Source organism: Catellatospora methionotrophica (assembly GCF_011297335.1).
GTDB classification, from domain to species: Bacteria; Actinomycetota; Actinomycetes; order Mycobacteriales; family Micromonosporaceae; genus Catellatospora; species Catellatospora methionotrophica.
This window is the reverse complement of the sequence record NZ_JAAOTJ010000018.1, coordinates 18,559-30,556: the sequence shown is the minus strand read 5'-3', so window position 1 is coordinate 30,556 and position 11,998 is coordinate 18,559. Positions and strand designations below refer to the sequence as shown.

Sequence of the window (11,998 nt, the reverse complement as noted above, 5' to 3'; positions counted from 1 at the left end):
GAGGAACTGTGGGTGCCATCACCGCCGCGGGCCTGCCCGCGCTGCTGCCCGCCGCAGGGCTGATGCACGACCCGGGCGCCGCCGGCCGGTTCGGCGAGTACGGGGGCCGTTACGTGCCCGAAGCGCTCATCCCGGCCTGCGCCGAGGTCGAGGAGGCATTCCGCGAGGCGTGGGCCGACGCTGGCTTCCGCCGCGACCTCGACCGGCTGCTCACCGTGTACGCAGGCCGCCCGACCCCGGTCACCCCGGCCTGGAACCTGTCCACCGAACTCGGCGTCTCCGTGCTGCTCAAGCGCGAGGACCTGGCCCACACCGGCTCCCACAAGATCAACAACGTGCTCGGTCAGGCGCTGCTGGCCCGCCGGATGGGACGCACCCGGCTGCTGGCCGAGACCGGCGCGGGCCAGCACGGCGTGGCCACCGCCACGGCCGCCGCGCTGCTCGGGCTGCGGGCCACCGTGTTCATGGGCGGCAAGGACATGGCCCGCCAGGCGCTCAACGTGCACCGGATGCGCCTGCTCGGCGCGGAGGTGGTCGAGGTCACCAGCGGCAGCCGTACGCTCAAGGACGCCACCAGCGAAGCGATGCGGCACTGGGTGACCTGCGCCGACGAGGCCTACTACTGCCTCGGCTCGGTGATGGGCCCGCACCCGTACCCGTGGATGGTGCGCGAGTTCCAGCGGGTCATCGGCGACGAGGCCCGCGCCCAGTGTGCCGCCGAACTGCCCGCCGCGATCCCCGACTACGTCGTGGCCTGCGTCGGCGGCGGCTCCAACGCCGCGGGCACCTTCGCCGGGTTCGCGGGCACGCCGGCGAAGCTGATCGGCGTCGAGGCCGCCGGCGGCGCGGCGATCTCCGGCGGCAAGGTCGCGGTCCTGCACGGCCACCGGTCGTACGCGATCCAGGACGAGCACGGCCAGATCCTGGAAGCCGAGTCCGTCGCCGCGGGCCTGGACTACCCCGGCATCGGCCCCGAGCACGCCCACCTGCACGACCTCGGCCGGGCGCGCTACGTCACCGTCACCGACGGCGAGGTCATCGACGCGGTACGGCGGCTGGCCCGCAGCGAGGGCATCCTGCCCGCGCTGGAGTCCGCGCACGCCGTCGCCTGGGTGCTGCGCGCCGCCCGCGACGGCGAACTGCCCCCCGGCGCGACCGTGCTGATCACCCTGTCCGGCCGCGGCGACAAGGACACCAACACCCTGATGGAGATCCCGTGACCACCACCACCGTCCGCGGCGTGGCCGTCGGCCCGCACCTGCGGGAACGCCGCGACGCCGGGCGCGGACTGCTAGTGCCCTACGTGACCGGCGGCATCAGCGCCGACTGGACCGACCACCTGCGGGCGTACGCCGACGCCGGTGCCGACGCCATCGAGATCGGGCTGCCGTTCTCCGACCCGATGATCGACGGGCCGACCGTGCAGGAGGCCTCCGAACGGGCCCTGCACCGGGGCGCGACGGTCCGCGGCATCCTCGCCGACCTGCGCGAGGTGAGCCTGCCCGTGCCGCTCATCGTGATGACCTACTACCACCTGGTGGCCCGCGAGGGCCACGCGCGGTTCTGCGCCGCGCTGGCCGAGGCCGGGGTGCGCGGGCTGATCGTGCCCGACCTGCCCCTGGAGGAACTGGGCGAGCTGGAGCAGGCCGCCGCCGCAGCGGAGGTCGACCTGGTCCTGGTCGCCGCGCCCAGCGGCTCGCCGTCGCGACTGCGGGAGGTCGCGGCCCGCAGCCGAGGCTTCGTCTACGCCATGACCGCGATGGTCACCACCGGCGAGCGGGCCGAGCTGCCCGCGTCGGCCGGAGAGTTCGCGGCCCGCCTCAAGCCGCACGGCGACCTGCCCGTACTGCTCGGCTTCGGCATCTCCACCCCCGAGCACGCGGTCGCCGGAGCCCGCGCCGCCGACGGCGTCGTGGTCGCCTCGGCGCTGATGCGTCGGCTGCTCGACGGCGCGACCCCCGAGGAGTTGGGCGCGCAGGTCCGCGCGCTGCGCGACGCCCTGGACGCGACCTCCGGCTGAACCGGCAGCGGGCCGTGCCCGTCAGGGCAGTGCCGGACGCGCTGCCCCGCCGACCGGGGGGCGGCGGGAACGGGCCCGTGCGCCGCGACGCCGTACCTGCGGCTGACGCGGTGGCGGTGGGATCGCTGATACTGGAGCGGTCCCGCCGCCGACCGTCAGGAGCCACCGCATGGCCGGGCCCCGCTACCGGGTCATCGCCGCCGACCTCGCCGAGCGCATCCGCGCCGGGGAGTACCCGCCGGGCACGGCGCTGCCCGCGCAGCGGGAACTGAGCGCGCGGTACGACGTGGCGCTGGCGACGGCACGGCAGGCGCTGCAGGCCCTGATCGACGACGGGCTGATCGTGGTCGAGGCCGGGCGGGGCACCTTCGTCGCGCCCGCGCGGCCCGCATACCGGCTGGACACGCTGCGCAGCTTCGTCGACGACCTGCGTGACCAGGGACACCAGGTCACCACCGAGGTCGTGTCCAGCTCCCTGCGCGCCATGCCCGCCTGGGCCAGCGCGCTGTGGGGCGAGCGCGACGGCACCGCCAAGGCGCTGCGGCTGGAACGGCTCCGGCTGCTCGACGGGGTGCCCGCGATCCACCAGGTGTCCTGGGTGGACCAGCCGTACGCGCCACTGGTGCGCGGCGTCGACTTCACCGCCACGGCCCTGTACGCGGCGCTCGCCGACGCCGGGATGGAGATCGCCTCGGCGTCCGAGCGCATCGCCGCCGCCACCCTCGGCGAGGCCGGAGCCGCCCTGCTGCACCAGAGCGCGGACAGCCCGGTCCTGGTCAGCGACCGCGTGACGCGCACCCGCGACGGCGCGGTCGGCGTGGTCGACCGGGCCGTGCTCGCGGGCGGGCAGATGCAGGTGCGCGCCGAGCGCACCGTCAACCAGGTGTCCGTGCGGTGGGGCGCGCCGCCGCGCTGACGGCTAGGGCGTTTCGGCCAGCACGCTCTCGTAGTAGCGGATCTTCTCGCGCAGGTGCCCGTACTGCCGCTCCAGCAGCGCCATCTGCTCCTCGGCGGCCGCCGCGTGGGCGCGCAGCAGCTCCACCCGGTCGGCGATGCTCTGCTCGCCGGTGCGGGCCAGCTCCGCGAAGCGGCACATCTGGTTGATCGGCATCCCGGTGTCGCGCAGGCAGCGCAGCAGCCCGAGCCAGCCCAGGTCGTCGTCGGAGAACACCCGCTGCCCGCCGGGGGTGCGGTCGATCTCGCTGAGCAGGCCGATGCGCTCGTAGTAGCGCAGCGTGTCCAGGCTGAAGCCGCTGCGCCGGGACGTCTCGGAGGGGGTGTACGCGCTCATCGCGCCACCATAGCTTGACCTGGAGCGCGCTCCAGGTGTGAGGCTGATCCACATGACGACGACACGGACACTGGGCCGCAGCGGGATCGAGGTCAGCGCGCTGGGCATGGGCTGCTGGGCGATCGGCGGCCCGCTCTGGGGCGACGACGGGCAGCCGTACGGCTGGGGCGAGGTCGACGACGACGAGTCGATCCGCACCGTGCACGCGGCCCTCGACCACGGCATCACCCTGTTCGACACCTCCAGCAACTACGGTGCGGGCCACAGCGAGCGGGTGCTCGGCAAGGCCCTGGCCGGACGGCGGGACAGCGCGGTCATCGCCAGCAAGTTCGGCTTCACCGTGCAGGAGCGCACCCGCCTGGCCACCGGCGAGGACGCCTCGCCCGCGTACGCCGTCAGCTGCCTCGACGGCATCCTCGACCGGCTCGGCACCGACCACCTGGACCTCTACCAGCTGCACCTGGGCCACCTGCCCGTCGATCAGGCCCTCGACCTGGTGGAGACCCTCGAAGGCCTGGTCGCTCAGGGCCGCATCCGGGCGTACGGCTGGAGCACCGACGACCCGGCGCGGGCGACCGCGTTCGCCGAGGCCGGGGCGCACTGCGCCGCGGTGCAGTACGACACCTCGGTGCTCAACGACAACGCCGCGATGGTCGACGTGCTGGCGACCTGGAACCTGGCCGGGCTCAACCGCGGACCGCTCGCGATGGGCCTGCTCACCGGCAAGTACCACGGGGCCACCGGGGCGCTCGGCGGCGACGACGTACGCGGCAGGAACCCGGAGTGGCTGCGCTGGTTCACCGCCGGCGTGCCGACGCCGGAGTGGGCGAACCGCGTCGACCGGGTCCGCGACGCGCTCACCGCCGACGGGCGCACCCTCACCCAGGGCGCGCTCGGCTGGCTGCTCGCCCGCAGCCCCGACAACCTGCCCATCCCCGGCTGCCGCACCGTCGCCCAGGCCGAGGAGAACTTCGCCCCGCTCGCCCGCACCCCGCTGCCTGCCGACGCCTTCGCCGAGGTCGAATCACTGCTCGCCGACCTGCGCGGCTGACGTCGGGAAAGGGGTTGCTCGTTTCGGGACGCTTTGTCGTCCGGAAACGAGCAACCCCTTCCACAATGCGGTTGCCGCCGGGCGGCGGCCCTGTCACCGTTGCCGTCGTGGCGAAGACGGACGGGGTGGCAGGGTGAGCGGGCGGCTGCGGGAGATCGCACGGCAGACGGTGGAGATCGCCGAGCGGGGCGACTACCGCAACGAGGCGGGCACGACCGTCGCGATCGGAGCGGCGGTACGCGCGGCCGTGGCGGGCACCCGGCACCACGAGCCGGACGAAGCGCTCACCCCGAGCGGAGCCCGCGAGGCGCAGCCGGTGATCGAGGTGACCCGGGAGTCGACGCTGGTCGCCGCCCGCCGGGCCGGTCCGGCGGCGGCGTGCCTGGTGTTCGCCTCGGCGAAGAACCCCGGTGGCGGCTTCCTCGGCGGCGCGAAGGCGCAGGAGGAGAGCATCGCCCGCGCGTCGGCCCTCTACCCGAGCCTGCTGGCCGCCCCGGACTTCTACGCCTACCACCGCGCGCAGCGCGACCTGCGCTACAGCGACCGGGTCGTCTACTCGCCAGGTGTGCCGGTGTTCCGCGACGACAAGGGCAACCTGCTCGACGAGGCATACCGCACGTCGTTCCTGACCGCGGCCGCGCCCAACTTCGGCGCGATCGCCCGGAACCAGGCCGATGATCTGCCCGACGTGCCCGCCGTGCTGCTGCGCCGGGCGACGCGGGTGCTGACCGTGGCCGCCGCGCACGGGCACCGCACCCTCGTGCTCGGCGCGTGGGGCTGCGGAGTGTTCCGCAACGATCCGGCGGTGGTCGCGCGAGCCTTCGCGGACGCGCTGGGCGTCGTGGACCGCTTCGACCGCGTCATCTTCGCGATCTACGACAACCTGTCCGGCACCCCGGTGCACGCGGCGTTCGCGCGGGTGTTCGGCGGCGCGGCTCAGTCCTGAGTCTGGATCTTCTCGCGGATCGAGGCGATCTCGAACCGGTCCGGGACCCGGACCGTGGGCATGCCCTCCATGCCCCAGGTGGAGAAGCACTCGCAGCCGGGCACCGGGCACAGCATGATGCCGCCGTCGGACGGATCGTCGGCCGTGGTGACCAGCGCGTGCGGATCGAACGGATGCCCGCACTGGGCACACGTCTCAGGCTGCTCGTGCTGCGTCATACGTCGCCCTCCCGTGGCGTCGCCCACCTGGGCGGCGGGGCCCCTCCATTGTCGGCACCCGCGCCACCGCCTGGTCAGAGTGCGGCGGCGGCGCGCAGGCCCAGGCGCGGCGAGGCGAGCACGGGCACGGTCGTCGCGTTGCGTTCGGCGGCGGGCGCCATCGACGCCTGGGCCAGCACGATCACGTCGGCGTCGGTGACCTCGCCGAGCGCGGCGGCGATCCGGTCGAGGTAACCGTCGAGGTCGCCCGCCTCGAAACGGTCCCACGCGCCGCAGATGACCCGCGCGGACACCGTCACGGAGCGGCCCGCGCGGGCCGCCTCCTGCTCGATCAGCGCCGTGGTCGGCGCGAGCGTGCTGGCCAGCGCGGCCAGCACTGTGATCCGGGGACCGGCGGCGACCGCTGCGGCGGCCATCGGCCGGTCGACGCGCAGCACGGGGATGCCCGCTGTGGCTGCGGCCTGCTCGGCGAGCGCGCCGATGGTGGAACAGGTGCACAGCACGGCCCGCGCTCCCGCCTCGGCGGCCAGGCCGACCTGCTGGGCGACCTGCTCGGCGACCGCGGGCACGCCGAGGCGGCGGGCATCGTCGAGCAGGTGCTCGGCGACGATGTGGTAAAGCGTCAGCGTCGGCGCTTCCTCGCTGCGGAGGCGGTCGAAGGTGAGCACGTGGGCCTGCGAGGTGTGCAGGAGAGCCAGCATCGTCGTTCGTTTCCGGTGCGGTCGGTGGTCGAGGGCGGGTCACCGTAGCACCATGACGGACACTTCGGACGTCCCGTCACGGCCCGTGGAGACAGCCGTCACAACGGCACGCCGCCGGTCGCGGGCGGTGTCGCGGCGGGTCAGTCGCGGCCCGTGCCGCGGTAGAGGTCCAGCTCGCCGTCGAGTTCGACGGTGACGACGGTGGCGTGCTCGTCGAGGTCGGCCGCGCCCGGGGCGTCGAGCCAGGTCACGCCGGGCACCTCGCCCAGCCCGCCGGTCACCCGGTGGCCGAGTTCGGCTCCGGAGCCCAGCACGTACGCCCGCTTGACCGGGGTACGCAGGCCCTTGACCGCGATGGTCTCGCCCGGGGCGCCGAAGACGACCAGGTGCAGGGTACGGCGGTCCGGGGCCAGCGTGCTCGGGCCGTAGTGGTGACCAGCGGGCAGCCCGGCGACGGTGCCGAAGACGGCGGCCTCGTGCCGGGCGATCCACGCCCCCAGGCCCTCCAGCCGCGCGACCTGCTCGGCCGGGATCGTGCCGTCGGCCCTGGGGCCGAGGTCGAGCAGCAGGTTGCCGCCCAGGCCGATGGTCTCGGTGAAGTAGCGCACCAGCTGGCCGACCGACTTGTGGTTGGTGTCGCCGTGGCGGTATCCCCACGAGTCGTTGACGGTCAGGCACAGCTCCCAGGGCCCGTCCGGGACCTGCATCGGGATGCCCTGCTCGGGGGTGGCGTAGTCGCCGTAGGACATCATCCGCGCGTTGAGCACGGTCTGCGGAGCGGCGTCCAGGATCTTGCCGGACAGTTCCCGCATCCGCCACTGCTGCTCGCTGCGCTCCCACTCGCCGTCGAACCACAGCAGGTCCGGGCGGTAGCGGTCGATCAGCTCGCCGACCTGGCCGTCGCGGTAGGACAGGTAACGGGTCCAGGCCTGCGGGTCGTCGGGCCTGCCGTCCTGCGGGGCGACCCACGGGCTGTCGTTGACGTGCTGCGCCTCGCCCTGGCTGCGCACCGACGGGTAGTCGGGGTGGTTCCAGTCCGAGTGCGAGTAGTACAGGCCCACCTTCAGGCCGCGCTCGCGCAGCGCCCGGGCGTACGGGCCGATCAGGTCCCGTCCGGCCGGGGTGTGCTCGACGACGTTCAGGCCGCCCTGGGCCGAGTCCCACAGCGCGACGCCGTCGTGGTGGCGGGCGGTCAGCACCGCGTAGCGCGCCCCGACCCGGGCGAACAGCTCCGCCCAGGCCTGCGGGTCGTAGTGCTCGCCCGCGAAGCCGTCGCGCTGGCGCATGTACTGCTCGTGCGGGACCTCTCCGGCGTAGAAGGCCCACGACTCCAGGGTGCCGTCGACGGCGTAGATCCCCCAGTGGAGGAAGATGCCGAGTTTGGCCTCGGCGAACCAGGGCTGCATCGCCACGGTGCTGCTCCTTGACTGTCTCTGGTCGACGATGGGTAAGGCTAGGGTTCGATCGCCTGGCAGCGCGTGGGTCAGGCTCACCATTGCTGGTACTTTTTCACCATGACGGCGCTGCTGGAGCCCGGCGGCCGCAGCGTGCGCCTGCACCTGGACGGCCCGCCGCAGGTGGCCAACATCGGCGTCGGCGTGCACGGCACCACGGTCGCCCGCGAGTCGTTCCTGCTCCCCGAGCTGTGGCAACTGCACCTGTACGGCTACTGCGGCGAACTGACCGTCGGCGGCGTGACGCACTCGATCCGCCCCGGACACGTGAGCCTGGTTCCGCCCGGGGCCGAGGTGCGTTTCGACTACCGGGGCCGCTCCGAGCACCTGTACGCCCACCTGCGGCTGCCGCGCGTGGGCGCGCCACTGCCGGTGTCGGTGATGCAGGACGCCGGAGCGCAGGCCGCACCGCTGTCGGGCATGCTGCGCCAGGCGGTGGCGGCGGCCCCGCGCCACCCGCGCCAGGCCGCCGCGGAGGTGTGGGCGGTGCTGTGGCGGGTCGCCCGGCTTCCGCGCGCCGTGCCGGACACCCGTTCCGGGCAGCCGCATCCGGCGGTCGCCGCCGCGATGGCATACCTCGAAGCCAGGCTCGCCGAGCCGGTGTCGGTGCCGGAGATCGCCCGGCACGCGGGCGTCTCGCACAACCACCTGACCCGGCTGTTCCGGGCCGAGACCGGTGACACCGTCGTGGCCTACCTGCGCCGCCGTCGCCTGTCGCGCGCCGAGCACCTGCTGCGCCGCTCCACCCTGTCCATCCCGGCGGTCGCCGCGTCGGTGGGCATCGCCGATCTCCAGGCTTTCAACAAGGCCTGCCGACGCGAGTTCGGCCTGTCCCCGCGCGCACTGCGCGCCGCTCGCTGACCCGCGCCGAGCCGCCGAGTACGCGGACCTCGGGGTTGCGCCGTCGGAGCGATGATCGCCGTTTCGGGTCAGGACCTGCGGTTGGACCCCAGGTTCTGACCCGAAACAGCGATCACGCCGCGGGTGGCCAGTGTCGTTTATTGCGCTCGACAGTGGTTGCGGGCACGTGCTAGTTTTTTCTTGCAGGTGAAAGATGACGCTAGGGGGCCTGATGGAGACGTCGCACAGCGGCGACGAACTGGCACGGATCCTGGCGACACTGGCCAACCCGCACCGGATGCGCGTCATCGCCGCCCTGGCGCACGGACGCAACTACGTGAGCGCGCTGGCCCGCGAACTGGGCATCAGCCGGCCGCTGCTCCAACTGCACCTGGCCAAGCTGGAAGCGGCGGGCCTGGTCACCGCGGCGTTCGAGCTGTCCCACGACGGCAAGGCCATGAAGTACTACGACACGGTGCCGTTCGCCGTGACACTCACCCCCCAGAGCATCGCGCTGGCCGCGCGCACGCTCACCACCGAGGAAGGACAGAGCTGATGGGCGACTCGTCATGGGCCATGAGCATGGGCGTGATCTGGACCGCCGGCATGCTGGTCATCGCCGTGACCGGCATGGTGCTGTGGCACCGCCAGCAGAACGCGAAGGCGAAGGCGGCGCAGGCACCCGGCACGGAGCAGCTGACCGCGATCTCGGCCCAGCTGGCCGACCTCCAGGCCCGCGTCGGGAAGATCGAGAAGGTGCTGGCCTCGGTCGACTGACGCCTCATCCGCCACCGCGCCGCCTACCCTGGGACGTGCGGGACCGGTCCCGGCCGGTCCCCGGCACCACGGGGAGGTGTCGCGGTGGCGCTGCGGCGATGGTCGGCGGTCCGCACCGGGCCGACCGGCGACGGTGCGGGCCGGTGACACGCTCACTGCCATCGCCGGGCGCTACGGGATGACGGTGCCCGCACTGGTCGCGCTCAACCCGGTGGTCACCGACCCGGATGTGACCCAGATCGACCAGCAGTTGCGGGTCCGGTGACTTGGCTAGGCTGGCTGCCATGACGTTCCCGCTGCCGGACGCGATCGCCGCGCTGAGCCGTACCCCCGATGTTCTTGATGCGCTGCTCGGTGACCTCGGCGACGGCTGGACCCGGCACCGGCCCGCCGACGGCGAGTGGAGCGCGCACGACGTGCTCGGCCACTTCATCCACGGCGAGCGCACCGACTGGATCCCGCGCGCCCGGATCATCCTCGACCACGGCACGAAGGTGCCGTTCACCCCGTTCGACCGCGACGGCCATGTCGCGATCGCGGCCGACCGCAGCACCGCCGAACTGCTCGACCTGTTCCGCACCCTGCGCGCCGAGAACGTCGCCGCCCTGCGCGGCTTCGACCTGAGCACCGACGACCTGGACCGCGAGGGCACCCACCCGGCCTTCGGCCCCGTCACCCTGGCCCAGCTCCTGACCACCTGGACCACCCACGACCACGTCCACCTGGGCCAGATCACCCAGGCCCTGGCCACCCGCTACACCACCGAGGTCGGCCCCTGGCACGCCTACCTCTGGGAGTGACCACCCCGCTAACCGTGCCGCTGGCGCGCCCACCCCGTTCGCAATAGACGTTGGCCTATCTGGATGACTTTTTGTAGATCGACTTCATCCAGATAGGCCAACGTCGTGGTAAGGCGGGTGTGGTCGGCCCGGCCGGTCCGGGCCTGGGCGGTCAGGCCTGGGCGGGGGAGGCGTCGGGGTCGGGGCCGCGCTGGCCGGGCAGGTGGGCCGGTTCGGACGGGGTGGTCGGGGCCGCGGCGGGTTCTCGGTTGAGGCGGCGGCGGCTGATCCGGTTGATCAGCGGTTCGACGCCGCGGGCGGTCAGCGGGCCGAGCACGGCCAGCATCAGCACGTACGCCGCGGCCAGCGGGCCGAGCTGCGGGTTGATGCCCGCGGCGACGGCCAGACCGGCGATGACGATGTTGAACTCACCGCGCGGCAGCAGCGCCACTCCGGCCCGCAGGCGGCCCGCGACGCTGATGTGCGCCCGTTTGGCCGCCCACCAGCCGGTGGCCATCTTCGTGGCGATGCCCGCCACTGCCAGCAGGATGGCGATCCCGGCGACCGGCGGCAGCGCCGTCGGGTCGGTCTGCAGGCCGAAGAAGACGAAGAAGACCGCCGCGAACACGTCGCGCAGGGGCGTGAGCAGCTCCCGCGCGGTGTGCGCCAGCGGCCCGGACAGCGCGATGCCGACCAGGAACGCGCCGACGGCGGCGGACACCTGCAGCTGCTGGGCGATGCCCGCGACCAGCACGGTCAGGCCGAGCACCTTGAGCAGCAGCACCTCGGAGCTGGGCGAGGCGACGAACTTCTCCACGTACCGGCCGAACTTCAGCGCGACGACGAGGATGACGGTGATGGTCAGGCCCGCGATGCCCAGCGTGGTCAGGCCGGTCACGAAGCTCGCCCCGGCCAGCATCGCCGTCAGGATCGGCAGGTACATCGCCATGGTCAGGTCTTCGAAGACCAGCAGCGACAGCACGATCGGCACTTCGCGGTTACCCAGCCAGTTCAGGTCCGCGAGCACCTTGGCGGTGATGCCGGACGAGGTGACGTAGGTGATGCCGCCCAGCGCGACGGCCGCGACCGGGCCCCAGCCCATGACCAGTGCGACGATGACGCCGGGCGCGGAGTTCAGGACCAGGTCGACCAGGCCGGCGGGGGCGTTGTGGCGCAGCGTGCTGACCAGTTCGGGCGCGGTGTACTCCAGGCCCATCGTGAACAGCAGCAGGATGACGCCGATCTCCGCGCCGGTGGCGGCGAAGTCGCCCGCCTCGTCGATGGGCAGCAGGCCGCCCTTGCCGAAGGCGAGCCCGGCGAGCAGGTAGAGGGGGATGGGGGAGATGCCGACCCGCAGCGACACCGCGCCGAGCAGGCCCAGGGCGAGGATGACCGCGCCGATTTCGATCAGTACGACGGCTCCGTGCATACGCGTCAGCCGTTGTTGAGGATGTCGGTGACCGCGGCGGTGCCCTCGGCGGTGCCCACCGCGACGGCGAGGTCGCCGGGGTGGAACACGAAGTCGGGGCGGGGGCTGGCGATGATCTCACCGGCGCGGATGATCGCGACGATGGACGCGCCGGTGCGTGTACGGGCCTGGGAGTCGCCGAGGGTGCGCCCGTCGAACGGCGAGCCGGCGATGACCGGCACCTGCACCGTGAGCAGGCCGACGACCTGGCGGCGCAGGTCGTCCAGGCGCTCCACGATCCGGGAGGTCCCCAGCAGTTCGGCGACGCCGTTGGCCTCGTCGGTGTTGAGCGACAACGTCGCCACGGCGGTATCGGGATCATCAGGGTGGTAGATCACGATGTCCCTCCGGCCGGAGACGTGCGACACCACCGCCGCGTGCTGTCCCCGTTTGGTCTGGAACTCGTGCCGCAACCCGATGCCCGGTAACGCGGTGCGCTCGACGTCCAACGCT

The 11,998-nt window shown here is 73.1% G+C and carries 16 protein-coding genes; 10 read left to right on the top strand and 6 right to left on the bottom strand.

The window, feature by feature from the left end:
- Nucleotides 1-62 precede the first annotated feature (62 nt).
- From trpB to HAV40_RS29755, 3 genes are all read left to right on the top strand, one after another.
- The gene (gene trpB / locus HAV40_RS29765; RefSeq protein WP_166387288.1) at nucleotides 63-1,220 is read left to right on the top strand and encodes a tryptophan synthase subunit beta; all 1,158 of its coding nucleotides are present in this window, start codon (nucleotides 63-65) and stop codon (nucleotides 1,218-1,220) included.
- Complete coding sequence (gene trpA / locus HAV40_RS29760) at nucleotides 1,217-2,020, top strand: tryptophan synthase subunit alpha (protein ID WP_308441076.1); 804 nt, start codon at nucleotides 1,217-1,219, stop codon at nucleotides 2,018-2,020. Before trpB ends, trpA begins: the two co-directional genes overlap by 4 nt.
- Before the next feature lie 169 nt (nucleotides 2,021-2,189).
- A complete protein-coding gene (locus HAV40_RS29755) occupies nucleotides 2,190-2,936 on the top strand; it encodes a GntR family transcriptional regulator (RefSeq protein WP_166387082.1) in 747 nt (248 codons plus the stop codon).
- A gap of 3 nt (nucleotides 2,937-2,939) precedes the next feature.
- On the opposite strand, the gene HAV40_RS29750 is transcribed toward HAV40_RS29755, so the two are convergent.
- Nucleotides 2,940-3,311 carry a MerR family transcriptional regulator gene (locus HAV40_RS29750; RefSeq protein ID WP_166387080.1) on the bottom strand — a complete coding sequence of 124 codons (372 nt, stop codon included), beginning with the start codon at nucleotides 3,309-3,311 and terminating at the stop codon, nucleotides 2,940-2,942.
- 52 nt (nucleotides 3,312-3,363) lie between these two features.
- On the opposite strand from HAV40_RS29750, the gene HAV40_RS29745 reads away from it, so the two are divergent.
- Nucleotides 3,364-4,362: an aldo/keto reductase gene (locus tag HAV40_RS29745; RefSeq protein WP_166387078.1), complete on the top strand. Its 999-nt coding sequence runs from the start codon at nucleotides 3,364-3,366 to the stop codon at nucleotides 4,360-4,362.
- A 133-nt stretch (nucleotides 4,363-4,495) separates the two neighbouring features.
- The gene (locus HAV40_RS29740) at nucleotides 4,496-5,308 is read left to right on the top strand and encodes a TIGR02452 family protein (protein ID WP_166387076.1); all 813 of its coding nucleotides are present in this window, start codon (nucleotides 4,496-4,498) and stop codon (nucleotides 5,306-5,308) included.
- Here the strand turns inward: HAV40_RS29740 and HAV40_RS29735 are convergent.
- The 3 genes from HAV40_RS29735 to HAV40_RS29725 all read right to left on the bottom strand — a co-directional run bounded on the left by HAV40_RS29735 (nucleotide 5,299) and on the right by HAV40_RS29725 (nucleotide 7,633).
- Nucleotides 5,299-5,526, bottom strand: a complete 228-nt coding sequence (locus HAV40_RS29735) for a hypothetical protein (RefSeq protein WP_166387074.1) — start codon at nucleotides 5,524-5,526, stop codon at nucleotides 5,299-5,301. The two genes, HAV40_RS29740 and HAV40_RS29735, sit on opposite strands and share 10 nt — an antisense overlap.
- A gap of 74 nt (nucleotides 5,527-5,600) precedes the next feature.
- Entirely contained in the window at nucleotides 5,601-6,227 is a 627-nt protein-coding gene (locus tag HAV40_RS29730) for an aspartate/glutamate racemase family protein (protein WP_166387072.1), read from the bottom strand.
- 140 nt (nucleotides 6,228-6,367) lie between these two features.
- On the bottom strand, nucleotides 6,368-7,633 hold the full coding sequence (locus tag HAV40_RS29725) for an alpha-L-fucosidase (RefSeq protein WP_203672091.1): 1,266 nt from the start codon (nucleotides 7,631-7,633) through the stop codon (nucleotides 6,368-6,370).
- A gap of 108 nt (nucleotides 7,634-7,741) precedes the next feature.
- Between HAV40_RS29725 and HAV40_RS29720 the strand changes: the two genes are divergently transcribed.
- From HAV40_RS29720 to HAV40_RS29700, 5 genes are all read left to right on the top strand, one after another.
- On the top strand, nucleotides 7,742-8,542 hold the full coding sequence (locus HAV40_RS29720) for a helix-turn-helix domain-containing protein (RefSeq protein WP_166387070.1): 801 nt from the start codon (nucleotides 7,742-7,744) through the stop codon (nucleotides 8,540-8,542).
- A 211-nt stretch (nucleotides 8,543-8,753) separates the two neighbouring features.
- Nucleotides 8,754-9,077 (top strand): ArsR/SmtB family transcription factor, encoded by a 324-nt coding sequence (locus HAV40_RS29715; protein WP_203672090.1) that lies wholly within the window; start codon nucleotides 8,754-8,756, stop codon nucleotides 9,075-9,077.
- A complete protein-coding gene (locus HAV40_RS29710) occupies nucleotides 9,077-9,298 on the top strand; it encodes a hypothetical protein (protein WP_166387066.1) in 222 nt (73 codons plus the stop codon). The genes HAV40_RS29715 and HAV40_RS29710 overlap by 1 nt, the downstream gene beginning before the upstream one ends.
- Before the next feature lie 76 nt (nucleotides 9,299-9,374).
- Nucleotides 9,375-9,563 (top strand): LysM peptidoglycan-binding domain-containing protein, encoded by a 189-nt coding sequence (locus HAV40_RS29705; RefSeq protein ID WP_166387064.1) that lies wholly within the window; start codon nucleotides 9,375-9,377, stop codon nucleotides 9,561-9,563.
- A gap of 19 nt (nucleotides 9,564-9,582) precedes the next feature.
- Complete coding sequence (locus HAV40_RS29700) at nucleotides 9,583-10,098, top strand: DinB family protein (RefSeq protein WP_166387062.1); 516 nt, start codon at nucleotides 9,583-9,585, stop codon at nucleotides 10,096-10,098.
- 151 nt (nucleotides 10,099-10,249) lie between these two features.
- On the opposite strand, the gene HAV40_RS29695 is transcribed toward HAV40_RS29700, so the two are convergent.
- Together HAV40_RS29695 and HAV40_RS29690 are read right to left on the bottom strand one after the other, a co-directional pair.
- The gene (locus HAV40_RS29695; protein WP_166387060.1) at nucleotides 10,250-11,506 is read right to left on the bottom strand and encodes a cation:proton antiporter; all 1,257 of its coding nucleotides are present in this window, start codon (nucleotides 11,504-11,506) and stop codon (nucleotides 10,250-10,252) included.
- 5 nt (nucleotides 11,507-11,511) lie between these two features.
- Nucleotides 11,512-11,994, bottom strand: coding sequence for a cation:proton antiporter regulatory subunit (locus HAV40_RS29690; RefSeq protein WP_166387058.1), 483 nt, complete (start codon nucleotides 11,992-11,994; stop codon nucleotides 11,512-11,514).
- Nucleotides 11,995-11,998 lie beyond the last annotated feature (4 nt).